The following is a 24,458-nucleotide window of genomic DNA, read 5'->3' on the forward strand; positions in this document are numbered from 1 at the left end:
CCTTAGATGTCTATTCTAAAGGACAAAAATATTTTATTGGGCATTACTGCTGGTATTGCCGCATATAAATCTGCTAGTTTAGTCAGATTATTCATTAAAGCAGGCGCTAACGTAAAAGTTGTTATGACGCCTGCTTCTAAAGATTTTATAACTCCACTTACGCTTTCCACCTTATCTAAAAACCCGGTTTATTCTTCTTTTGTAGATGAAGAGGATGACAACCAAGTTTGGAACAATCATGTTGATTTAGGACTCTGGGCAGATATATTTGTTATTGCACCGGCTACAGCTAACACAATGGCAAAAATGGCTAATGGTGTTTGTGACAATATACTTTTAGCAACTTATCTCTCTGCAAAATGTCTTGTATATTTTGCTCCTGCAATGGATTTGGATATGTACAAGCACGAATCGACCAAAACATCATTCAATAAGTTGACATCTTATGGAAACAAATTGATTCCTGCGGGAACAGGAGAACTTGCTAGTGGTTTAGTTGGTGAAGGTCGTATGGCTGAACCAGAAGATATTATAACTTTCATTGAAAATGATATTTTAGAACAGTTGCCATTAAAAGGGAAGCATATTTTAATAACAGCTGGTCCAACCTACGAAGCATTAGATCCTGTGCGCTTTATAGGAAATCATTCTAGTGGCAAAATGGGTTTTGAAATTGCTAATGCCGCAGCCAATTTAGGTGCTGAGGTAATTTTAGTGACTGGTCCAACACATCAAAAAGCCAATAATAACTTTGTACAAGTAAAACATGTGGTTAGTGCAGAAGATATGTATAATGAAGTACATAAGCATTTCAAATCTTCAGATATAGCCATACTTTCTGCTGCAGTAGCAGATTACAAACCAAAGCATGTGTCCAATCAGAAAATAAAAAAGAAGGATTCAACGTTTAGTATAGAGTTAGAGAAGACAAAGGATATTTTAAAGTCATTAGGCGAGATTAAAACCAATCAATTTTTGGTAGGTTTTGCGCTCGAGACCAATAATGAATTAGAACACGCAAAAGGTAAACTAAAATCTAAAAACTTAGATTTAATAGTACTTAATTCTTTGCAAGACAAAGGAGCAGGTTTTGGAGTATCCACAAATAAAGTTACATTTATAACGTCTTCGAACGAAGTTATTGAAAATCAACTTAAATCTAAAGCCGAAGTGGCAGTGGATTTAATGCAACAAGTATTAAAACAATTAGATGCGTAACCTCATACTATTATTCACTTTTTTATGTACTCATGTTATTTTTTCGCAAGAGTTAAATTGTACTGTAAATGTTATTGCACAACAAACAGGAAATGAAAACAATGTTGTTTTTAAAACCCTCGAAAGACAATTAACTGAGTTTATCAATAGCACTAAATGGACAGATAAAACTTTCGGGCTACAAGAGCGTATCAATTGTAGTATGGTTATCAATGTTAATGGCTATGATAACGATTTGTTTTCAGCATCGCTTCAAATCACTTCGTCTCGACCAATTTTCAATTCAACTTATAGCTCACCAGTATATAATTATAACGACAAAGAATTCAATTTTCAATATTTAGAATTTCAGAATTTGGTTTATAATCCGCAACAGTTTGAGTCTAATTTAATTTCAGTATTGTCATTTCATGTATATATGATTTTGGGAATGGACGCAGATTCTTTTGCACTAAACGGAGGCGATGATTATTTCAATCAGGCTTTAACTATTGCAAATTATTCTCAACAACTCAACGGACAAGGTTGGAAGCTAGAGGATGGACTACAATCGCGTTTTGCAGTTATAAATAATATAACATCACCCACTTTTTCCGAGATAAGATCTGCAATGTATAATTATCATAGAGAAGGTTTGGATGTTATGAGTGAAAGTCCAAAGGATGGTAAATCACAAATTATTTCTTCATTGGATGAACTACAAAAGGTACATAGAAAACGTCCAAACTCGTATTTAATGCGCTTATTTTTTGATGCTAAAGCTGATGAAATTACTGATATCCTTTCTGGTGGACCAAGCGTTAATATTAGCGAAGCAGTTGATATTTTAAATAGAATAGCGCCAATACATTCTCAAAAGTGGAGAAATATTAAATACTAAGACTTCCTAGTTTATTTCGCGTTTTATTATTCTATTCAGAAGCTTTGGAAGTTTAAGAATCTTAATTATTTTTCTGAGTATTTCAAATTTTAAACTCCTAATAACTTAATTTTGTAATAACAAATTATAGTTTCTTGCTTACATCACTTTACATAAAAAATTACGCACTTATTGACGAACTAAAGGTTCAGTTTAATAGTGGTCTCACTATCATTACTGGAGAAACTGGTGCTGGTAAATCTATATTATTAGGTGGTTTGTCTTTAGTATTGGGAAAGCGAGCTGATTTAAGCCAGGTGAAAAATACAGATGAAAAATGTATTATAGAAGCCATGTTCGATATTGCTAATTATAATTTGAAATCTTTATTTAAGAGTTTGGATTTAGATTATGATGTTCAAACTATCATAAGGCGCGAAATTTTACCTTCTGGTAAATCTAGAGCTTTCATTAATGATACACCAGTTAATTTAGAAAGTTTAGCGGCATTGAGTAACTACCTTATCGATATTCATTCGCAGCATCAAACACAGCAAGTCACACAAGATGATTATCAATTTCAGGTTATTGATGCATTGGCAGAAAATGAATCTAACTTAAATGATTTTGCAAAAGAGTTAGTTGAATATAAAACAATTCAAAAATCTTTAGAAGAACTAAAACTATCTAAGTCAGAACTCATTAAAGAGTATGATTATAATCTATTTCTATCTAAAGAATTAAACGAAATTGATTTAGAAAACATCAATCTAGAAGATTTAGAAGCACATTACGAAGAACTAAATAATGTTGAAGAAATAGGAGAGAAGTTAAGTAGTGCAAAAGCTATTCTGAGTGCAGAAGATATAGGAATAACAGATCAGCTGAATTCAGTTAAACAAGAATTAATAAAGATTGCTGATTATGGAAATGCTTATGATTCTCTTAAGGAGCGTATTTTAAGTGTAGGTATTGAATTAGATGATGTATTAATTGAACTGGATAATCTTCAAGATAACTTATCATCAGACCCACAAGAATTAGATAGAGTTAATAGCAAACTTCAGGTTATTAATAATTTATTTCAAAAACATTCGGTTTCAGATATTGAAGAATTGGTTGTAATCAAAAATGATTTAAGATTAAAAATTAATAATACTGAAAGCTTAGATGAGACTATTTCACTTGCCGAAAAGAATGTTTTAAAGCAGGAAGAAAAACTAAATAAAATTGCTTTAGAAATTCATAAGAATAGAAAAAGGGTTATTCCAGTATTTGTTTCAAAATTAGAAACTATTCTTTCAGATTTGGGCATGCCAAATGCAAAGTTTAAGATAGAACTTAATCAGATAGATCATTTTACTTCCAACGGAAAAGACGACTTGCAGTTTTTATTTATGGCAAACAAAGGGTCGAACTTTAATCCGCTTAAAAAATCAGCATCAGGTGGAGAATTGTCTCGTATAATGTTGGCTATAAAATCTATTTTGGCAGAATATATTCAGTTACCATCTATTATGTTTGATGAAATAGACACAGGAGTTTCTGGTGAGATTTCTAATAAGATGGGTGATATAATGAAACAGATGAGTAGTAAAATGCAGGTATTTACCATTACTCATTTACCTCAAATTGCCGCGAAAGGAAATTCGCATTTTAAAGTTTTTAAAACTGATGTTGATGACATAACACATACACAACTCAAAAAACTAAATGAGGAAGAGCGTATTGTTGAAATTGCACAAATGTTAGGAGGCATAGATATTACAGATTCTGCAATGGCACATGCCAAGCAATTATTGAATTGATCAACTGTTTCCTTAAACTCAGTAACCTCCTCATTATATTATAAATTTTAATACTATTTTTGATTAATATAACAACTGACAAAAAAAGACTTACAACATGTACAATTTACTAAAAGGAAAAAAAGGAATCATATTTGGTGCTTTAGATGAAAACTCTATTGCTTGGAAAACTGCAGAGCGTGTTCATGAAGAAGGAGGGACATTTGTCTTAACAAATGCTCCAGTTGCTATGAGAATGGGGCAAATAAATGAATTAGCCGAGAAAACAGGTTCTCAAATTATTCCAGCTGATGCGACTTCTGAAGAAGATCTTCAAAATTTGGTGGAGCAAGCAATGGAAATCCTAGGTGGTAAATTAGACTTTGTATTACACTCAATTGGGATGTCAATAAACGTAAGAAAAGGAAAGCATTATACAGACCAAAATTACGCATGGACTCAAAAAGGAACTGATGTTTCTGCAATGTCATTTCATAAAACAATGCAAACACTTTACAAAGCTGATGCTATGAATGAATGGGGAAGTATTGTAGCTTTAACTTATATGGCTGCACAACGCGTATTTCCTGATTATAATGATATGGCTGATAACAAAGCTTTTTTAGAGAGTATTGCGCGTAGTTTTGGCTACTTCTTTGGAAGAGATAAAAAAGTACGTGTAAATACTATTTCACAATCTCCAACGCCAACAACAGCTGGTAGTGGCGTAAAAGGTTTTGATGGCTTTATTGCATATGCAGAGAAAATGTCGCCATTAGGTAATGCAACAGCAATGGACTGTGCAAACTATACAGTGACTTTATTCAGTGATTTAACAAAACGTGTCACGTTACAAAATTTGTATAACGATGGTGGATTCAGTAATATGGGTGTAAGTGACGCTGTTATGGAGACATTTGTCGACAATCAATAATCGGATATAAATTCATTTTAAAGCCATTATACCAGATGTATAATGGCTTTTTTTTATATTGCTTGGACAATACTACTGCATGAAGCACTTCATAGTCATTTTACTATTATCATCTTTAGTTTCACTAAATGCTCAGGTTTCTTTTGCCAATCAATCAAACATTGTTGGGATAACCCAAGGTACAGGGGTTGTTAGTATGGGAGGTGGTATTAGTTTTGTAGATTATGACGGAGATGGTTGGGATGATATAACACTTGGTACTGGTGATGGTCAGTCCATACAATTCTATAAAAATTACGATGGTTTTTTTGTTCAAGAATCACTTCTGCCAATAGATTTAAATTTTCAAAACAAAGCAATTAATTGGGTAGATTTTGATAACGACGGTGATAAAGATTTATTTGTAACAAGCCAGACTGATGGTAATAGACTTTTTGAAAGGCTTAGTGATAATTCTCTCGTGGATGTAACTATTTCTGCAGGTTTTGTGACAGAAAACATGTATACTTTTGGTGCTTCTTGGGGAGATATAAATAATGATGGATGCTTGGATGTTTACCTGTCTAACTATAAAGATGGCACTACAATTACCAATTATCTCTATCAGAGTAATTGCGATGGGACTTTCACTGAAGTTACTGATATGGTAGGCTTAACAAATGAAGTGGCGCTTACATTTTGTTCTGGTTTTTTTGATTTTAATAATGATGGTTGGCAAGATTTATATATTGCTAATGATAAAATATATCAAAATCGTTTATATAAAAATAACGGAGATGGAACATTCGCAGATATTAGTGAATCATCAGGAACAGATTTTATTATAGATGCTATGTCTGTAACTATAGATGATTTTAATTCTGATGGTTATTTGGATATATTTATGACCAATACACCTAATAATGAGGCAACTACAATTGGAAGTACTGTATTATTAAAAAACAATGGAGATGAAACGTTTACTAACATTTCTGAAAGTTCAGGAGCACAACTAAATAGTTGGTCTTGGGGAGCCAGTTTCTTTGATTCTGAAAATGATGGAGATCTTGATTTATATGTAAGTTGCTCTTATGATGGTAGTGGTGGATTTCCTTCATATGGCTTTTATGAAAATTTGGGGTTTGAAATTTTTCAAAACTCTGAAACTGCTGGTTTTGATAATAGCATTAGTAGTTATTCTACCGCAATCGGAGATACAAACAATGATGGCTTGGTTGATGTTATTGTAAATAACAACAATCACGCGCCATTAGTTTGGAATAATTTAACGATAACTAACAATAATTATATCAAGTTAAAATTAGTCGGAACACTTTCTAATCGTGATGCGATTGGCTCAAAAATTGAGATTTCTATTAATGATAATTCTCAATTTCGTTACATAATGTGTGGTGAAGGTTACTTAAGTCAAAATTCATTGGTACAAACATTTGGCGTTGGTGAAAACATCAATATAGATTACATAAAGGTAACTTGGCTTAGTGGTACTGAAGACATAATGTATAATGTTGATTCTAATCAGTCAATTACTCTCGTTGAAGGCAGTACTTTATCTGTAAATAACTTTGAAGAAAATATTACTTTAAAATATCAAAATCCTGTAAATGATTTTATTGAAATTGAGACTTCAGATATAATAGAAAATTATGTTCTTTTTAATAATCTTGGTAAGCATATTACTAAAAACCCTGTGTTGAAAAAACGATTAAAACTCGATTTAAGTTATTTACCATCTGGCATCTATTTCTGCAAATTAAAATTTAATTCTAATCAATTTAGAACTCTTAAATTCATGATTCTTTAGTCGAGTTTATTCGTGAATTCTCTCATAATTAATTGCTGCTTATTTTCTCAATTTACTATGTCAGAAATAGTTTAGATGATTTGTTCTTTACCGAGATTTTAAGGATTTCAACGATTTGCTCATAATTCCCTAAATATTAGTAAATAATTAACATATTTTTAAAGCATTACTAACTTAATAATCCATTTTATGAAAAAAATTACTTTAGCGTTATTAGTAATGCTTGCTTTTTGTTGGCATTCTAATGCGCAATTCACTGAGAGTTTCGATACGGAAATTCCAGCGACATGGACAGTGTTAAATGAAGATGGCGGTACTTACACTTGGGAGTACGTAACTAATTACCCTCAAGCTGGTGCTGGACATGCTAGAATTCATTGGGAATCAGCAGCTCATCAAGACTATTTAATATCACCTCAGTTTACGGCTACAATTGGTACGAGTGATCGTGTGAATTTTTATGCAGGTATTGATGGTACAACTTTTACCGAAACATTTGAAGTAAGAGTATCAACCACTGGTACAGCTGCGGCTGATTTCACAGATTTAATAGCAAGTGAAACAGCTGCTACTAATGCTTCAGCTGGTAATTATACACTTTATTCTTATGATTTATCTGCATACGATGGGAGTGCTATTTATGTAGCTATTGTCGCTACAGATACTGACAGATTTTATCTCGCTGTAGATGAATTTTCGGTAGATGCAGCTCCAACAGATACTTTAGACTATTTGAATTTACAATGGCCTCCTACATTAACCTTTGCTGAAAATGAAATGGCAGATCAATTTGTTTATGCTCAAGCTTATGAAGCTGGCTTAACAGATGTTACTGCAGGGCAATCTCCTGGTATAGAAGCGTGGATTGGTTACAGCAGTACTGATACAGATCCTTCTGGTGCTGGTTGGACTTGGGAAGTTGCTACATTTAATACAGAAGTTGGAAACAATGATGAATACGCTGTAGCTATGCAAAATATTGGTTTAGCAGAAGCGACATACTATTATGCTAGTCGTTTCAGATTAAATGGTGGACCTTTTGGATATGGCGGTATTTTAGCTGATGGTAGTAATGGTGGTACTTGGGATGGTACAACTAATATTTCAGGTGTATTAACTGTTACTGCTCCAGTAGCAAATCCTGGCGATAATTGTGCTAATCCTATTGTTGTAATGTCTTTACCTTATAATACTTCAGATGATACAGCAAATTATTCAAATGAATACGGTAATGGAGATAGTTCTTGTTCTAGTTTTTATTTAAGTGGAAACGATGTAGTTTATACTTACACACCTTCTGCTGATATGAATATTAAATTGGATTTATCTGGTTTATCAGCAACATATTCTGGAATTCACGTATTAGATAGTTGTCCAACAGATGTTGGTGCTAACTGTGTTGGTTTTGCAGGTAATTCTGCTTCCACAGACCGAAGTATTGATGTTTCTGTAGTAAATGGAACAACATATTTTATTGTTATTTCTACTTGGGCTGCACCTAATTCTGTTGCATATACCTTAGATATTACTGAAATATTATGTGCAGATCCTAGTGACTTAACTGTTTCCGCAATAACAACTACTAGTGCTGACTTAGGTTGGACGGAGAATGCAGGTGCATCATCATGGAATATAGAATTGGGTACAGCTGGTTTTGTGCCAACTGGCGTTGCTACTGCAACTTCAGCTACAAATCCTTATCCAGCTATGGGACTTACAGAAAACACAGCTTATGATTTTTATATACAATCAGATTGTGGCACTTCTCAAAGTGCTTGGATAGGACCTCTTACATTTACTACTGCATGTACTACATTTACTGCACCATATACAGAAGATTTTGAAAGTGCAGGTGCACTACCAAGCTGTTGGACCTTAGGAGGAGATGACGTTTGGGAATTTACTGATACAGGCGCAGAACATATTGGTGATGCAGGGACATTAACAGGTAATACTGCTTCAGATGGATTTTTTGCATGGTTAGATGATTCTGACCCAACTGCTACAAATGCGTCTTTAATATCTCCTTTTGTTGATGTTACAGGTTTAACAACACCAGCATTATCATTTTACGAAGTAAGTAATAATGAAGGCGCTAATCCTAATGCTACTTTGACTGTAGAAGTTTGGGATGGTGCAGCATGGAATGTTATGGGAACTTATAATACAAATACTGCAGGATGGGAGTTAAAAGTTATTGACTTAAGTGGTTTAACGTTTACAGGTGACGCACAAGCAAGATTCTTAGTTGCAGATTCAGGATCTTTCTATGATGATATTGCAATTGATGATGTAACATTTGACGAGGCACCTTCTTGTTTTGATCCTTCAATGCTAACAGCAACTAACATTCTTACTGACTCAGCTGATTTGGGTTGGACAGAAAATGGTAGTTCTACTTTATGGAATATTGAATTGGTAGATATTACAGCTATGGGAACTCAAACGGGTAATCCAACAGCTACAGGAGTTGCAAACCCATATATGGCTACTGGCTTAACATCAGATAATGCTTATGAATTTTATGTACAGGCAGATTGTGGTGCAAGCGGAACATCAGCTTGGGCTGGTCCTTTTGCTTTTAGAACATTATGTTCAGTAATAACACCAGAATACGTTGCAGATATGTCAGTGAATGTGCCAGATTCTTGTTGGGACGAAGCTGGTTCTGGAGATGCAACTTCTGGCCCTATGGATTTAGGATCTTCTGATTGGAGAGATGGAACATCTTATGCTTTAGGTAGTAGTAATGCTATAAACCTTTATTTTAATAATGATAGTGAGTGGTTATTATCACCAACTTTTGATTTGTCAACTGGTGGACCATATCAATTAGAAATCAACGTAGCAGTAACAAATTGGAATGGAGGAACAACACCAGACTCAATGGGTAGTGATGATGAAGTACAATTATTAATGAGCACTGATGGCGGAACAACTTGGACGAATGTTACAACTTGGAATGCTGCAAATGAACCACCAGTAGGTGGAATAGAATATGTAGAAGATTTAACTGCGATTACAGGTAATGTACAATTTGCAGTTTTAGCAACTGATGGCGCAATTGATGATTCAGAAGATTACGATTTTCATGTTGGTAAATTTAGAGTAAGAGAAATTCCTTCTTGTGCTGAACCTACAGGTTTAATGGCTGCAACTACGTCAATTACTGACGTTGATATTTCTTGGACACCAGGCGATACTGAAACCGATTGGACTTATGAATATGGTGTATCACCATACGCACAAGGTGGTGGAGGTACTTCTGGAACTGTAATGACTACTCCTTCTCTTAGTTTGTCAGGTTTAACTGAAGGCGAGACTTATGATATTTACATTCAATCAAATTGTGGAGGGTCAGATAGTGTATATGCTACTCTGTCTTGGACACAACCTATTTCTGGGGCAACTTGTGAAGCTGCAATTACTGTTGGTGCTTTGCCTTATAATACATCTGATGATACCGCTAACTACGGAGATGATTATTCGGGTTCTGCTGGCGCTACTGGTTGTGGTACAACAAGTAACTATTTAAATGGTGATGATGTAGTTTATGCTTACACAGCTACAGCAGATACATCAATTAATATTGCTTTGTCCGCATTAGGTGGTGCATGGTCAGGTATGTTTGTTTATACAGATTGTGCAAATATTGGGACAGAATGTGTTGCAGGAATGGGTAATGGCAGTAGTACTGCGGATTACGCACTTGATGTTGATGTACTAAGTGGAACAACCTATTATATTGTCATCTCAACATGGCCTGCACCACAGAGTACAACTTACACATTAGATATAACAGAAAATTTATGTACTGGCGCAACTGTTACTATTCCTGCAGATCCAATTGATTTTACAAATTGTCCTACGACTGTAGATGTATCTATATCAATTGATGATTTAGGTGATTCAGGAACTTTAACTATTTCTGCAGAAGATGATATGGGTAATCCTGCTGGTACAGGTGGTGCTGTTTCTGCTACTGGAATATTTACAATAACAAATGTACCAGTGCCACAAACAAGCTGGTCTATAACAATAGCTCATGAATCTAACACTGACTGTGATGTCGTATTAGGACCTTTTGTATTAGACTGCCCACCAGCAAATGATGACATAGCTGCTGCAATCGCAATTACTGTAGATGAAGGTTTCTGTGACGGTACGAATACTAATGGTACTAATTTATACACAAGTGACTCTGGCGAAGGAGCTGGTTCATGTTTCAATGGAGGAGTTGCAGATGATGATGTTTGGTTTACGTTTACGGTTCCTAGTGGTACAGCGACTGTGGACGTTTCTACAGACTTTACAGGTGGTACTTTACTTGATTCTGAAATAGCAGTTTATTCAGGTACTTCAGGTAGTTTAGTTGAACTAGGATGTAGCCAAGATGAAGGAACGACTATATTATCAAATGGTTTTTCTTGGAATTCTTTAATCACTGATTTAGCGGTAACAGTTGGCGAAACATATTATGTACAAGTTGCTGGTTATAATGCTAACGCTGGTACTTTCTGTTTGGATGTTTCTACTAATCAAGTATTAAGTACTACTGATTTAGAGAACGAATCAGCATTTACATATTATCCTAACCCAGTTGAAAATACATTAACACTAAATGCTCAAAATACTATTGAGAATGTTACTGTATTTAATGTGCTAGGTCAAGAAGTATTGAGAGCTGTTCCTAATGCAGTTGATAGTGAATTAGATATGTCTAATTTGCAAGCTGGTGCTTACTTTGTTAAAGTAACTATTGCTAATGTTACTAAAACAGTGAGAGTTATTAAGCAGTAAATTATTAACTAATAATAAATTCAAAAGCCACCTATATGGTGGCTTTTGCTTTTTGTTTATTTACCTTTGTACCTTATGGAGGGTATTATTTTTTCTTTTATTATTCCAGTTTATAATAGACCAGATGAGATTGAAGAACTGTTAGAGAGTTTTTCAAAATTTGAAGACAAAGAGATTTACGAAATAGTTATTGTTGAAGATGGATCTGATAATACTTCTAAAAATGTCGTAGATTTCTTTAGAGATAAGTTAGACATTTCTTACTATTATAAACCTAATTCTGGCCCAGGTGATTCAAGAAATTATGGGATGAATAAAGCAAAAGGAAATTATTTTATCATTTTAGATTCAGATGTTATACTACCACCAAATTATTTAGCTGAAGTAAAAACGTTTTTAAAAAATTCATACTACGAATGTTTTGGAGGACCAGATGCTGCGCACAGCTCATTTACTAATTTACAGAAAGCTATTAACTTTGCTATGACTTCATTTATTACGACAGGTGGTATTAGGGGAGGCAAACAACAAGTTGAAGATTTTCAACCTCGAAGTTTTAATATGGGTTTGTCTAAAAAAGCATTTATAGCTTCTGGAGGTTTTGGGAAAATTCATCCTGGTGAAGATCCTGACTTATCATTACGACTTCATAAATTAGGTTATAAAACTACGTTTATTGAAAATGCTTATGTATATCATAAGCGTCGTGTGTCTTGGTTCAAATTCTACAAACAAGTTTATAAATTTGGTATGGTAAGACCGATTCTAAATCAATGGCATCCTAGCTCTAAGAGTTTAGTATATTGGTTTCCTACTATATTTAGTTTAGGTTTAATAACATCTATTATTTTGTTGGTATTCAATCTTACACTACCGATTTATTTGTATCTTTTCTATTTTGCTCTAGCCTTTGTTTTAGCATTTATATCAAATAAGAATTTTTTAGTTGCTTTTCAGGCTTTATTGGCTATTATCATCCAGTTTTTTGGCTATGGTTACGGGTTTTTAAAGTCAACTTTCAATTTAGTGGTATTAGGTAAGAATCCTGAGGAAACATTTCCTCAACTTTTTTTCTAAATTAGCATGAACTCTAATAAAAAAAATAACATATCTGGTTTTCTAAAAAAGAAGAATGTAAAGCGATTTTCACTTTTTGTTGTAATAGCATTTATATTTTTAATTTTCTCTAAATTGTCAAATGACTACAAGCAAACTATAAAATTGAAAGTTAATGTGGTTAATATTCAAGATGAGATTGTATTACAAGGAGATTCGGTAAATACCATTAATGCATACATTGAAGCTAAAGGTTTTTCTCTAATTCCATTTATGTTTAAAGGTTCTACGGATATTGTCTTAGACGGAAAAACAGATGTGATATCTAGACCTAATCAGTTTATTTTCGATGTACAAAAGCATCAATATCTTATAGAAGGACAATTAGGAAAATCGTATAAAGTAATTTCATTAAAACCAGATACACTGTTAATATCTTATTCTAAAAGTGCTTCAAAGGTTGTTCCTATTAGCTTGATACATTCTATTGAATATGCGTTAGGCTATGATGTAAAAGAGGATCTTAATTTAAGTGTAGATAGCGTGAAAGTTGTTGGACCTTCTTCAGAAATTGATAAAATAGAAACTTTAGAAACTGAAAATTTAGAACTGAAAAATGTAAAGAAAGATATTAGTGAGGAGATAGGACTAAATATATCTGAGTATGACAATATTGAAATTTTTCCAAAAACAGTTAATATAAGCGGTGAGGTAACTAAATTTACTGAAGGAACTATCGAAATACCAATTATAATTACAAATAAACCAAATAACGTTGATATCAACTACTTTCCAAAAACAGTGACTATCGCTTATTATGTGGATTTAGATAAATATAATTCTATAACAACTAAAGACTTTATGGTAGAGTGTAATTATGCAAATATAGATGATAATCAAACATATTTTATGCCAGTAATTACAAAGAAACCAGAGTCTGTAAAGCGGATTAGTATAAAACAAAAGCGTATAGATTTTATAAAATTATAAATGGTAGTAGTAGGACTTACAGGTGGTATAGGAAGTGGTAAAACAACTATTTTAAAATGTTTTGAATCGCTAGGAATACCTGTTTATATTGCCGATGATGAAGCAAAAGCTTTAATGAATCGCTCAAAGATCATTAAAAAAAAACTCATACAATTGTTTGGTAAATCTGCTTACAAAGGGGACAAATTGAATAGACCTTATTTAGCTTCAAAAATATTCAATGATAAAGACTTACTCTCTAAAATGAATGCTATCGTTCACCCAAAAGTTGCATCACATTTTGAACGTTGGTTAAAAAAGCAAAACGCACCTTATATCATAAAGGAAGTTGCTATTATTTTTGAAAACAATCTCGAACATCAATACGATTACATCATTACTGTCGTTGCCGATGAGGATTTAAGAATAAAGCGTGTTATGAAAAGAGATGATACTACAAGAGAAAAAATACAATCTATTATAGGTAATCAATTGTCTGATGCTGATAAGATAGAAAAGTCCGATTTTGTAATCACAAACAATGATTTGAATTCTGCTAAAGAACAAGCTATTTCAATTCATCAGCAATTACTTCAACTAACTGGCTGTAAGAATTAACAATTCTTTTGTTAATGTATGGTTAAACCTAATTTATACTAAATGTTAAAATGTTAAATTTGACCGATGGGTAAAAAGCTATTCGTCTTATTAGTTGTGTTAATGAGTTTGTCGCTCATTGGTATCATCTTTGTTCAATCATTTTTTATTAATAATAGCTTAGAGAATGAGGAAAAGAATTTTACACGAAGTGTAAAACATGCTTTAACTTTTGTTTCTAAAGACATAGAGGATAGAGAATTAAGGAACTACTATATAAAGATTCAGCCATTAATTGCGCAAGGTAAAGAACCAGACTCAACTGTAATACAGCAGCTTTATGTTACAGCTACAGATGATATAAATGATAAAACCATTGTACACCGTAACACCATTTTAGAAGAGCGTTTTAAAGTGCCTTCTTTGTTCTTTGAAATTGATGCAGATAGTATAACATTAAGCAATCTCACTAATGAGAGGGTTACAGAAATTTATAATAATTCTAGTATAGATGGTAATAAAAGTATAAAGCCTGAAAAAACTTTGGTAGAGTACTCTTCCTTATCCGAATTAAGTAAGCAATTGTATGAACAGACCTTCAAGACTTTACTTAAGGAAAAAGATATACCGATATATAAAAGAGTTACCGCTTTACAAGTTAAGACCTTGTTAAGGCGAGAACTGCAGAGTGAAGGTATTAATCTAGATTTCGAATTTTCTATTTATGATGATGATCTGGCAACGAAGGTACAGACAGAAAGTTTTGAAAAATCTAAAGATAACTATGGTGTACCTATTTTTTTAGATAATAATAACGAAGGTAGTTATAACCTATGGGTAGACTTTCCTGATAGAAAAAAATACTTATTATCTTCTATTTTATGGATGATACTTTTATCAATAATATTTACAGGTATAATAATTATAGCTTATTCTAGTGCTATTTATCAATTAATAAAGCAAAGACAAATATCACAGATAAAGACCGATTTTATTAATAATATGACACATGAGTTTAAAACACCAATAGCAACTATAAATTTGGCATTAGACTCGATAAAAAATCCAAAAATAATTAATGACCAAGAAAAGGTTAAACGTTATTTAGGGATGATAAAAGAAGAAAATAAGCGTATGCACGCTCAAGTAGAAAATGTTTTACGTATTTCTAAGTTAGAGAAAAATGAACTCAATATAAGTAAGGAACGTTTAAAGTTACACGATTTAGTTGAAGATGCGATAACTCACGTAGAGTTAATGATAGAAGATAGAAAAGGGTATGTGAAAACTCATTTAGATGCTGCCAAGTCATCAGTTTTGGCAAATGAAACACATTTTACTAACGTGATTGTAAATATATTAGATAATGCTATTAAATATTCAGATGATGCACCAAAAATCGATATATATTCCGAAAATATTGGAAATAATATTATTCTAAAAATAGTAGACCAAGGTAACGGAATGACAAAAGCAGTAGCTAAGCGAGTATTTGAGAAATTTTATAGAGAACATACAGGTAATGTGCACAATGTAAAAGGGCATGGGTTAGGTTTGGCCTATGTAAAACGAATAATAGATGACCACCAAGGTTATATATCAGTAGAAAGTGAAAAAGGAAAAGGCAGCACTTTTATTATAAAGTTGCCGTTAATATCATAAAAGCAAATTATGGAAGAACAAAACAAAAAAATACTTTTGGTAGAAGACGATCCAAATTTTGGAACTGTTTTAAAAGATTATTTAATGATGAACGATTACGACGTTGTCCATGCTAAAAATGGAATGGAAGGTTTCGAGAAGTTCAAAAAAGACGATTACGATCTTTGTATTTTAGATGTAATGATGCCTTACAAGGATGGATTTACTCTAGCAAAAGAAATAAGAGAAAAGAATACTGATGTGCCTATTATCTTTTTAACAGCAAAAGCGATGAAAGAAGATGTTCTTAAAGGCTACAAAGTAGGTGCAGATGACTATCTCAATAAACCGTTTGATAGCGAAGTGCTATTAATGAAAATTAAAGCTATTATGCAACGTAAAGCAACAGACTCAGTTGCAGATAGCAAACAGTTTGAATTTAAGATTGGGCGCTTTGACCTTAACTCTAAACTTCGTTTCTTAAAATTTGATGGTGGTGATCCATCAAAATTGTCACCAAAAGAAAATGAGTTGTTACGTTTATTAGCATTGCACGAAAATGATTTAATGCCAAGAGAATTAGCTTTAACAAAAATATGGAGAGACGATAACTATTTTACCTCTCGTAGTATGGATGTTTACATTGCTAAATTGCGTAAATATTTAAAACCAGATCCTAATGTTGAAATTTTAAATATTCATGGTGAAGGCTTTAGGTTAGTAATAAATAACAAATCAGAGTAATAAGTATAAATTTATATTAAGAATCCAGCCTATTGAGCTGGATTTTTTATATCGTATAAAAGGTGCTTTCATATTGAGTATGGTCGATACACAATTTGGCTACTTATTAAATATTTGTGCCTTCTAGAACTGAGCGTTATATTTTTTCTTCAATGAACTTAATAATATTTGCAACTTCAGTTTCAAAATCAAACCACTTAATTGATTTATCTTTTCTAAACCAAGTGAGTTGTCGTTTTGCAAAGCGCCTGGTATTCTTCTTTATTTCTGAAATAGCGACTTCTAAGGTAGAATTTCCTTCGAAATAGTTAAACAATTCTTTGTAGCCAACAGTGTTTAAAGCATTGAGATGTTTAAAGGGAACTAAAGCTTTGGCTTCTTCAAGTAATCCATTAGCAATCATAATATCTACACGCTGATTAATTCTGTCGTAAATAATCGAACGTTCAGCATCTAGCCCTATAGAAATAGTTTTAAAATTCCGTATTTTTTCAGGATTGGTTAAAAAAGACGAATAAGGTTTATGAGTGCCAATACAAATTTCTAGTGCTCTAATTACGCGTTGCGGATTATCAATGGCTATCGTTTTATAGGCTATTGGGTCTAAGAGTTTTAGCTGTTCTTGTAAATCATTTAATCCATTAGTTTTTAGTTCATTGTTAAGTCCTTCTCTTATGCTACTGTCTACTTCTGGAAAATAATCTAAACCTTTTGTAATTGCCTTTACATATAGACCAGAACCACCAACCATAATTGCCGTTGAATGTTCTTGATGAATTTCTTCTATTTTAGAAATAGCTTCACGTTCAAAATCACCTACTGAATAATCATCTTTTATAGATTTATGCTGAATAAAATGATGTTTTGCAGTATTAAGCTCTTCTAGGGAAGGTGCAGCAGTACCAATATTCATTTCTTTATAAAACTGACGAGAATCAGCTGAGATAATTTCGGTATTAAAATGTTGAGCTAACTTTATACTCAAAGCAGTTTTACCAATAGCCGTTGGTCCAACAATAGATATGAGAGTTTTAGTCATGATGTAATTTACAACCACATTTGTGACAGAATTCTGCATTGTCTTGATGCTTTTCAGCCAAACAATTAACACAGCATTGTGTGTTTAGTACAACCGTTTTTAACTGCTCGTGTTCTTCGTCAGAGAGTTTGTTTTTAGTATCTGATGCTTTTGTGTATTCGGCAGAAACAATACCAGTTGGTACAGCAATTATACCGTAACCTAAAATCATTATTAAGGTTGCGATAAACTGTCCAAGTGGAGTTTGTGGTGCGATATCTCCAAAACCAACAGTGGTTAGAGTTACAATGCACCAATACACGCTTTTAGGAATATTTGTAAACCCATTTTCTTCACCTTCAACCAAGTACATAATGGTTCCGAATATTGTTGCTGCTATGACCACAGCAAATAGGAAAACAGCAATTTTCGCTCTACTTGCCTTTATAGCACTTGTTAATTGGTTAGAAGCCCCCAAATAACGAGCTAATTTTAAAATTCTAAAGACTCTTAATAATCTTAGTGCACGTAACGCTATGAGCGCTTGAGTGCCTCCTAAGAATAAAGAAATATATTTTGGTATAGTAGATAATAAATCAATAATTCCGTAAAAACTTGTGATATACTTAAAAGGCTTGTTTACAGTAATGATTCTTAAAATGTATTCAATAGTAAATAGTATAGTTATAATCCATTCAGATATATTTAAAAACGTGTGATATTTTGCATCAAAGCTACTGATGCTTTCTAGCATTACTAAAATAATACTAGCCAGAATGGCTATCAGAAGGACAACATCGAATAACTTTCCAGTAGGTGTATCTGCCTCATAAATAATTTCATGAAGTTTGGCTTTCCAACTGCGTTTATTCTTATTTCCCATGTTTTAAAAGTACGAAAAGTAAAACTAGTTAATTTAATTCAATAATTTTTAATCGTTTGTTTCGGCGCAAATAGCTCTGAATGATATGTTGTGTATCTCTGTTATTTTCCATTGGAGTAATTAGAGATGGTAATATATCTTTATTATGTATTTGATAGTTTAAATCGAAAAACCCCATGCCTTTAAAGATGCCATTCTCTATCAAAAAAACAGATTTTTCCTCTATTTCTCTACCTCGATCTATAATAAGCATGTTCTTATTTTCATAGCTATGTTTATTTATTAGAGCGTTTACACGCTCATTATAAACTTCCGATGGTTCTTCGGTGATACAAGCTCCAAGACATTCTTTAACATCATATTTAAAACAACTTGTTTTTGTGGTAGATAAGCCTGTTAGTTTTTGGCATAGATTATAATGATCTGTAGCTTTAAGCATAAAATGCTTTCCATTAGATTTAGTGGTAAATGTGGTTATTGATGATATTTCATGGTCTGCTATATCTATTTTAAGATTTATATAGCCATTTTCATCTATATAGCTGTAAAGCGCATATGTAAAAATGCTACCTCTTAAGGCGCGATTTAGTAAAGGTTTGTTCTTTTTTATTTCTTCACTTTCCTTTAAAAGTGCGGCTAATTCACTACCTGTTTTTTCGTAAGTGACAGTTCTTACTAATTTTTGGATTTTTTTAGATTTAGAGCTTTTGTTTGTAAAGTGTTGCGTAATTCGTTTTTTAATATTGTTACTCTTTCCAATATATATGATGTCACCATTATCATTATGCATATAGTAAACTCCGGTTACTGAAGGTAATTCTTCAATAATATTTTTAAGATTAGGCGCAAGTCTAGATCTTTGTTCCACTTTTACAGCATCTTTTATTATTGTTTTTTCTAAATCTTTATACAATAACATTTTGAAAAGTTTCACCGTAGCCATTGCATCTCCATTAGCACGATGACGATCACTCATAGGAATACCAAGAGCACGCGCTAATTTGCCTAAACTATAAGATTCCATATCTGGAATCAACTGTTTAGAAAGTTCTACAGTGCATAGCGTTTTGCGTTTAAATGGAAAGCCTAAACGTTTAAATTCCGTTTTAAGAATTCTATAATCGAAAGATGAGTTGTGAGCCACAATAATGCAGTCTTCTGTTATCTCTACGATACGTTTAGCAACCTCATAAAATTTTGGTGCATTTTTTAGCATGTTAGAATTAATACCAGTAAGATTAACTACAAAAGGTTGAATCTCGCGCTCAGGATTTACTAAAGAAATAAACTGATCTGTGACCTTATGACCATCAAACTGATAAATTGCAATCTCCGTTATGCCTTCTTCATTGTATTTACCACCTGTAGTTTCTATGTCTAGTATTGCGTATATAATGCGAAAATTAAAAGTTAAATTTGAAAGGCAAAGTTAAGAAAGTATGAGCGCTTACATTATAAAACTAGTGATAATTTCTAGCACCAAAAATGCTACTACCAACCCTAACCATAGTGCTGCCGCAATCGATGGCTAGTTGGTAATCTCCGCTCATTCCCATGCTTATGGTTATGAGGTCAGAATTCAGGGCTTTGAGGTTTTCATAACAAGATTTAAGATATTGAAATTCATTTTCTACTTGGTTCATATTATCTGTAAACGTTGCCATTCCCATAACGCCAACAATTTTTATATTTTCTAACTCTGAAAACTCATTAGATTGCAGTAGAGCAGTAGCATCTTTTACTGACATACCAAACTTGCTATCTTCTTCAGCAATTTTAATTTGAAGTAAACAATCTATAACTCTATTGTATTTTTTGGCTTGTTTATTAATTTCTTTGAGCAACTTGTAACTGTCCACACCATGAATTAAACTCACAAATTCAGCCATGTACTTTACTTTATTACGTTGTACATGACCAATCATATGCCATTGAATATCCTCAGGCATTTCCTCATATTTATCAGCCATTTCTTGGATTTTGTTTTCACCAAAGATGCGCTGACCAGCGTTATAGGCTTCCATTAAATCGCTGACAGGTTTTGTTTTAGAAACTGCCACTAATGAAACATGTTCTGGCAATGTAGATTTTATACTTTGTAAATTTTCTTTAATACTCATAAATCGTAATTCCACTTCTTAATTTAGGTAATATGTAAGTGCTTTTAGGAGGCATTTTTAAGCCTTCGTCTGCAATCTGTTTTATTTGCTCAACAGTAGCAGGACACATACCAAAACCAACCATAAACTTACCACTATCTACACTGGTTTTAATAGTAATCATTTCATCTCTTCCGTTTACATATTCTATCCGATTATCATTTCGTAAATCATCAATTCCTAAAATAGGTTGAAGTATGGTTTTATATAGCAATTGTGCATCTAATTGGTCTAAAGCCGTATTGAAATTATAATTTGCTTTACGTAAATAAAGTGAATAAAATTCACCATCTAAATACATACTAAAATGATGTGTTTTTGATGGATGGTATGGCATCAGACCTCTATTTTCAATGCGAAACAAAGCATCAAGTTTTATTAGAAATTCTTCTTTGCTTAATCCGTTTAAATCTTTAATAAGCCTATTAAATTCGTGAATTACTAAATCAGATTCTGGAATTAAATACGACATAAAGAAGTTGTAAGATTCACTGCCATTATGGTTTGGATTCTTTTCTTTTTCATCTTTATACAATAAATAAGAAGAAGCAGATCTGTGATGACCGTCAGCGATATAAATAGTGCCAATCTCATTGAATTCATTTTGAATGGTTGCAATGGTATCTTCATCATCTATTTTCCATAAATAATGGGTGTCTCTATACGTCATGGTAAACTCAAACTCAGCATAGTCCTTTTGAGTTTCTTTTATGATTTCTGAAATTACATGATTATCAGGATAGGTAAGGAGTACAGGTTCGGCATTAAATCCTACAGTTTGTAGATATGTTTTAAAGGTTTGCTCTCTTTTCTCAATAGTATCTTCATGCTTTTTGATAACATCTTGTTCGTAATCTTCAGCACTGGTAGCTGCGATAATACCATTGAATTCTTGGCCATGTCTGTTTACAATTTTGTAAACGTAGAATGACGGTTTTTCGTCTGTTACAAAAACACCATCTTCCTTAAATTCTAAATAACGGTTCTTTACAAGTTTATAACGTTCTTTACCAGTAACCTCTTGATCATATTTATAACCAGGATTAACAATATGAAGAAAACTATAAGGATTATAATCCATTCGAGATTCACGCTCATCAATCGTGTAGCTTTGGTAAGGACGTGCAGCAACAAGGCCAACAATAGCTCTGGTTGGTTTTACTGCTTTAAATGGAATTATTTTTGCCATTACTTATTTAGAAAACTGACCAGAAACTTTTTCAGCCTTACGACTCCCAGAATAATCATAAAAACCTTCTCCAGATTTAATACCAAGTTTTCCTGCTCTAACCATATTTACTAATAGAGGACAAGGTGCATATTTTGGGTTTTTAAATCCATCATACATCACGTTAAGAATAGACAAACATACATCTAGACCAATAAAATCTGCTAATTGCAAAGGACCCATTGGATGCGCCATACCTAATTTCATAACCGTGTCTATTTCTTCAACTCCAGCAACACCATTGTATAATGTTTCAATAGATTCATTGAGCATAGGCATTAATATTCTATTGGCTACAAAACCTGGATAATCATTAACCTCTGTTGGTACTTTACCTAAGGTTTTAGATAATTCCATAATGGTATTGGTGACTTTATCACTTGTATTATAACCGCGTATAATCTCTACCAGTTTCATAATTGGTACAGGATTCATAAAGTGCATACCGATAACTTTATCTGGTCTAGAGGTAACAGCTGCAATTTGTGTAATAGAAATAGAAGACGTATTAGTGGCAAGTATGGTGTCTTTACCACAAGCTTCGTCTAGCTGTTTAAAGATTTTTAGTTTTAAATCTATGTTTTCAGTTGCTGCTTCAACTACTAAGTCGACATTTTTTACACCAGCTTCCGTATTGGTATATGTTTTAATGTTTCCTAAAGTCTCAGACTTGTCAGCTTCAGTAATTTTTTCCTTAGCAACCATTCTGTCTAAGTTTTTAGAAATAGTTGCTAAACCTTTTTCTAATGAGGCTTCACTAATATCTATTAATTGAACATTAAATCCAGATTGTGCAAACGTATGGGCAATTCCATTTCCCATAGTTCCTGCTCCTATAACTGCTATGTTTTTCATTACTTTGTTTTTATATATTTCAAAATGAATAATTGTCCTTTCAAATAAATTGTTGTCTATTCCTCACCACTTAATAAAACAAAAAAATCTATCACTAGTGAAGAAACGTTACCGTTTTTATCAATTCCCCAATATGCAGGATAATAACCATCTCCATAACCAGAATGAAACATTGTAATATTTAAATCAGTATTTGGTAATGTGTAATTTATCCAATCACCAATATCATTTGGATCGTTTTGATCTTTTGCATTTTTTTTGAATTCAGCGGCAAAAAAATCATCATAGATATTTTTATTAGGATACTTTTTGTGAAAGTCATTACAAAATCTTTCATATGCTAAAGCGGTTTTATAGTCTAAAAACCCTCCTAAGCCAGCATCTACAGGAAACCCAAAATACTCATCTTTACTCTGCAATGTATTCAAATCTTGATCTGCTGTGGTAGCCAATATCCATTTCACAGCTTTATTATCCGTAATTTCTAATTTTGCTATGGCAAATCTATCGCCTGAATATTCAGTTTTAGCCACGTAAATTTTTACAGGATAAACTCCAGGTTTAATTTTTTTTACTAAAGGTTTTACATCATAAAAGACTAGAGGATCACAAACTACAATTTGTTCTGAAGGAACATTTAAGTTTCCAATTTCTAAAACCTCAATTGGAATATTTTCTACTATAGTATTTTCAAATATTATATTATAATCTGCATGTGAAAGAACCTCAATACTATCTTTATTTTTTTCTAAATGGAGCTTTGTTTCTTTTTCCTTCTCTATAACTTCTTCTTTTTTTTGCTTAAAAAGAAAAAATAGAATGATTATTGCTCCTATTATTATTGTTATTAATAGTTTCATCAAGTTAAATGATTGTATTAAAACTGATTAATAATCATATTCGCAACTCTTAATGCTTCTGTACCATCATGTAAAGTTACAATAGGTTTAGTGTTATTGTTTATAGCATCTGCAAAGGTTTCCAATTCATCTAAAATGGCGTTGTTATTCTGTATTTCAGGATTATCGAAATAGATTTGCTTTTTTAAGCCTTCTGCATTTTGAAGAATCATATCAAAGTCTCCAGGATTTTCTGGCGCATCTTTCATTTTTACAACTTCACATTTCTTTTCTAGGAAATCTACTGAGATATAAGCGTCTTTTTGAAAAAAACGTGTCTTTCTCATATTTTTGAGAGAAATTCTGCTTGCGGTTAAATTTGCAACACAACCATTTTTAAATTCAATACGTGCATTTGCAATATCAGGTGTTTCGCTAACCACTGAAACTCCACTTGCAGAAATATGTTTAACAGGTGAATTTACCACACTAAGAATAATATCTATATCGTGAATCATTAAATCTAAAACCACAGGTACATCTGTGCCACGAGGATTAAATTCTGCCAATCTGTGACATTCAATAAACATTGGATTTTTTATCTGATCTTTAACTCCAATAAATGCAGGATTAAAACGTTCTACGTGCCCAACTTGTCCTTTTACGGCATGTTCTGCTACTAAAGTTCTTATGGTTTCTGCTTCTTCAACCGTATTAGTTATCGGTTTTTCAATGAATATATGTTTCCCTTTTTTAATAGCTTGTTTTGCACAATCATAATGCGAAAGGGTAGGCGTAACAATATCTACAACATCAACAGCATCTATTAATGATTCAATTGTATCAAAATACTTGTACCCAAATTCTTCTACAACACGCTTTGCATTTTCAGCATCTGCATCATAGAAGCCTATGAGCTCATATTTGTTGGATTGGTTGAGAAGTCTAAGATGAATTTTACCAAGGTGACCAGCACCAAGAACACCAGCTTTTAGCATATTTTCTGTTTTTAACAAAAATAGGCGTTTTCATTCAGAAATTTAAAAAAGAAAATGGAAAAAACTATG

19 protein-coding genes are annotated in these 24,458 nt (G+C 32.6%); 11 read left to right on the plus strand and 8 right to left on the minus strand.

Annotated features, from left to right (window positions below; genetic code table 11):
• Nucleotides 1-6: 6 nt before the first annotated feature.
• The 11 genes from coaBC to Q0822_RS08070 all read left to right on the plus strand — a co-directional run bounded on the left by coaBC (nucleotide 7) and on the right by Q0822_RS08070 (nucleotide 16,409).
• Entirely contained in the window at nucleotides 7-1,218 is a 1,212-nt protein-coding gene (gene coaBC / locus Q0822_RS08020) for a bifunctional phosphopantothenoylcysteine decarboxylase/phosphopantothenate--cysteine ligase CoaBC (RefSeq protein WP_299122370.1), read from the plus strand.
• Nucleotides 1,211-2,098, plus strand: a complete 888-nt coding sequence (locus tag Q0822_RS08025) for a DUF4835 family protein (RefSeq protein WP_299122371.1) — start codon at nucleotides 1,211-1,213, stop codon at nucleotides 2,096-2,098. Before coaBC ends, Q0822_RS08025 begins: the two co-directional genes overlap by 8 nt.
• A 134-nt stretch (nucleotides 2,099-2,232) precedes the next feature.
• A complete protein-coding gene (recN, locus tag Q0822_RS08030) occupies nucleotides 2,233-3,885 on the plus strand; it encodes a DNA repair protein RecN (RefSeq protein WP_299122373.1) in 1,653 nt (550 codons plus the stop codon).
• 97 nt (nucleotides 3,886-3,982) lie between these two features.
• Nucleotides 3,983-4,798 carry an SDR family oxidoreductase gene (locus Q0822_RS08035; protein WP_299122375.1) on the plus strand — a complete coding sequence of 272 codons (816 nt, stop codon included), beginning with the start codon at nucleotides 3,983-3,985 and terminating at the stop codon, nucleotides 4,796-4,798.
• Between the two features lie 79 nt (nucleotides 4,799-4,877).
• A complete protein-coding gene (locus tag Q0822_RS08040) occupies nucleotides 4,878-6,602 on the plus strand; it encodes an FG-GAP-like repeat-containing protein (RefSeq protein ID WP_299122376.1) in 1,725 nt (574 codons plus the stop codon).
• A 189-nt stretch (nucleotides 6,603-6,791) separates the two neighbouring features.
• Nucleotides 6,792-11,402, plus strand: a complete 4,611-nt coding sequence (locus Q0822_RS08045) for a choice-of-anchor J domain-containing protein (RefSeq protein WP_299122378.1) — start codon at nucleotides 6,792-6,794, stop codon at nucleotides 11,400-11,402.
• Nucleotides 11,403-11,477: 75 nt separating this feature from the next.
• Nucleotides 11,478-12,479 (plus strand): glycosyltransferase, encoded by a 1,002-nt coding sequence (locus tag Q0822_RS08050; RefSeq protein ID WP_299122380.1) that lies wholly within the window; start codon nucleotides 11,478-11,480, stop codon nucleotides 12,477-12,479.
• A 6-nt stretch (nucleotides 12,480-12,485) separates the two neighbouring features.
• Nucleotides 12,486-13,448 carry a YbbR-like domain-containing protein gene (locus Q0822_RS08055; RefSeq protein WP_299122382.1) on the plus strand — a complete coding sequence of 321 codons (963 nt, stop codon included), beginning with the start codon at nucleotides 12,486-12,488 and terminating at the stop codon, nucleotides 13,446-13,448.
• A complete protein-coding gene (gene coaE, locus Q0822_RS08060; protein WP_299122384.1) occupies nucleotides 13,449-14,045 on the plus strand; it encodes a dephospho-CoA kinase in 597 nt (198 codons plus the stop codon).
• A gap of 66 nt (nucleotides 14,046-14,111) precedes the next feature.
• The gene (locus Q0822_RS08065; protein WP_299122386.1) at nucleotides 14,112-15,686 is read left to right on the plus strand and encodes a HAMP domain-containing sensor histidine kinase; all 1,575 of its coding nucleotides are present in this window, start codon (nucleotides 14,112-14,114) and stop codon (nucleotides 15,684-15,686) included.
• A gap of 9 nt (nucleotides 15,687-15,695) precedes the next feature.
• Nucleotides 15,696-16,409 (plus strand): response regulator transcription factor, encoded by a 714-nt coding sequence (locus tag Q0822_RS08070; RefSeq protein WP_299122388.1) that lies wholly within the window; start codon nucleotides 15,696-15,698, stop codon nucleotides 16,407-16,409.
• Between the two features lie 136 nt (nucleotides 16,410-16,545).
• Here the strand turns inward: Q0822_RS08070 and miaA are convergent, their stop codons facing one another.
• The 8 genes from miaA to Q0822_RS08110 all read right to left on the minus strand — a co-directional run bounded on the left by miaA (nucleotide 16,546) and on the right by Q0822_RS08110 (nucleotide 24,389).
• Nucleotides 16,546-17,448 (minus strand): tRNA (adenosine(37)-N6)-dimethylallyltransferase MiaA, encoded by a 903-nt coding sequence (miaA, locus tag Q0822_RS08075; protein ID WP_299123177.1) that lies wholly within the window; start codon nucleotides 17,446-17,448, stop codon nucleotides 16,546-16,548.
• On the minus strand, nucleotides 17,441-18,310 hold the full coding sequence (locus Q0822_RS08080) for an ion transporter (RefSeq protein WP_299122389.1): 870 nt from the start codon (nucleotides 18,308-18,310) through the stop codon (nucleotides 17,441-17,443). The genes miaA and Q0822_RS08080 overlap by 8 nt, the downstream gene beginning before the upstream one ends.
• Before the next feature lie 28 nt (nucleotides 18,311-18,338).
• Nucleotides 18,339-19,703, minus strand: coding sequence for an exonuclease domain-containing protein (locus Q0822_RS08085; RefSeq protein WP_299123179.1), 1,365 nt, complete (start codon nucleotides 19,701-19,703; stop codon nucleotides 18,339-18,341).
• A gap of 67 nt (nucleotides 19,704-19,770) precedes the next feature.
• Nucleotides 19,771-20,430, minus strand: coding sequence for a YggS family pyridoxal phosphate-dependent enzyme (locus Q0822_RS08090; protein ID WP_299122390.1), 660 nt, complete (start codon nucleotides 20,428-20,430; stop codon nucleotides 19,771-19,773).
• The gene (locus Q0822_RS08095; RefSeq protein ID WP_299122392.1) at nucleotides 20,420-21,658 is read right to left on the minus strand and encodes a DUF1015 domain-containing protein; all 1,239 of its coding nucleotides are present in this window, start codon (nucleotides 21,656-21,658) and stop codon (nucleotides 20,420-20,422) included. Before Q0822_RS08095 ends, Q0822_RS08090 begins: the two co-directional genes overlap by 11 nt.
• Nucleotides 21,659-21,661: 3 nt before the next feature.
• Nucleotides 21,662-22,552, minus strand: coding sequence for a 3-hydroxybutyryl-CoA dehydrogenase (locus Q0822_RS08100; RefSeq protein WP_299122394.1), 891 nt, complete (start codon nucleotides 22,550-22,552; stop codon nucleotides 21,662-21,664).
• 56 nt (nucleotides 22,553-22,608) lie between these two features.
• Nucleotides 22,609-23,412 (minus strand): DUF4241 domain-containing protein, encoded by an 804-nt coding sequence (locus Q0822_RS08105; RefSeq protein ID WP_299122396.1) that lies wholly within the window; start codon nucleotides 23,410-23,412, stop codon nucleotides 22,609-22,611.
• A 17-nt stretch (nucleotides 23,413-23,429) separates the two neighbouring features.
• Nucleotides 23,430-24,389 (minus strand): Gfo/Idh/MocA family oxidoreductase, encoded by a 960-nt coding sequence (locus tag Q0822_RS08110; RefSeq protein ID WP_299123181.1) that lies wholly within the window; start codon nucleotides 24,387-24,389, stop codon nucleotides 23,430-23,432.
• Between the last annotated feature and the right edge of the window lie 69 nt (nucleotides 24,390-24,458).

It is taken from the genome of uncultured Winogradskyella sp. (assembly GCF_947496485.1).
Taxonomy (GTDB): Bacteria; Bacteroidota; Bacteroidia; order Flavobacteriales; family Flavobacteriaceae; genus Winogradskyella.

Coding starts and splice junctions, on each gene's coding strand:
- Q0822_RS08065 (WP_299122386.1), top strand. CDS start 14,112: ATGGGTAAAAAGCTATTCGTCTTATTAGTTGTGTTAATGAGTTTGTCG.
- Q0822_RS08100 (WP_299122394.1), bottom strand. CDS start 22,552: ATGAAAAACATAGCAGTTATAGGAGCAGGAACTATGGGAAATGGAATT.
- Q0822_RS08080 (WP_299122389.1), bottom strand. CDS start 18,310: ATGGGAAATAAGAATAAACGCAGTTGGAAAGCCAAACTTCATGAAATT.
- Q0822_RS08105 (WP_299122396.1), bottom strand. CDS start 23,412: ATGAAACTATTAATAACAATAATAATAGGAGCAATAATCATTCTATTT.
- miaA (WP_299123177.1), bottom strand. CDS start 17,448: ATGACTAAAACTCTCATATCTATTGTTGGACCAACGGCTATTGGTAAA.
- Q0822_RS08095 (WP_299122392.1), bottom strand. CDS start 21,658: ATGGCAAAAATAATTCCATTTAAAGCAGTAAAACCAACCAGAGCTATT.
- Q0822_RS08045 (WP_299122378.1), top strand. CDS start 6,792: ATGAAAAAAATTACTTTAGCGTTATTAGTAATGCTTGCTTTTTGTTGG.
- Q0822_RS08070 (WP_299122388.1), top strand. CDS start 15,696: ATGGAAGAACAAAACAAAAAAATACTTTTGGTAGAAGACGATCCAAAT.
- Q0822_RS08050 (WP_299122380.1), top strand. CDS start 11,478: ATGGAGGGTATTATTTTTTCTTTTATTATTCCAGTTTATAATAGACCA.
- Q0822_RS08025 (WP_299122371.1), top strand. CDS start 1,211: ATGCGTAACCTCATACTATTATTCACTTTTTTATGTACTCATGTTATT.
- Q0822_RS08040 (WP_299122376.1), top strand. CDS start 4,878: ATGAAGCACTTCATAGTCATTTTACTATTATCATCTTTAGTTTCACTA.
- Q0822_RS08035 (WP_299122375.1), top strand. CDS start 3,983: ATGTACAATTTACTAAAAGGAAAAAAAGGAATCATATTTGGTGCTTTA.
- Q0822_RS08090 (WP_299122390.1), bottom strand. CDS start 20,430: ATGAGTATTAAAGAAAATTTACAAAGTATAAAATCTACATTGCCAGAA.
- Q0822_RS08110 (WP_299123181.1), bottom strand. CDS start 24,389: ATGCTAAAAGCTGGTGTTCTTGGTGCTGGTCACCTTGGTAAAATTCAT.
- coaBC (WP_299122370.1), top strand. CDS start 7: ATGTCTATTCTAAAGGACAAAAATATTTTATTGGGCATTACTGCTGGT.
- coaE (WP_299122384.1), top strand. CDS start 13,449: ATGGTAGTAGTAGGACTTACAGGTGGTATAGGAAGTGGTAAAACAACT.
- Q0822_RS08055 (WP_299122382.1), top strand. CDS start 12,486: ATGAACTCTAATAAAAAAAATAACATATCTGGTTTTCTAAAAAAGAAG.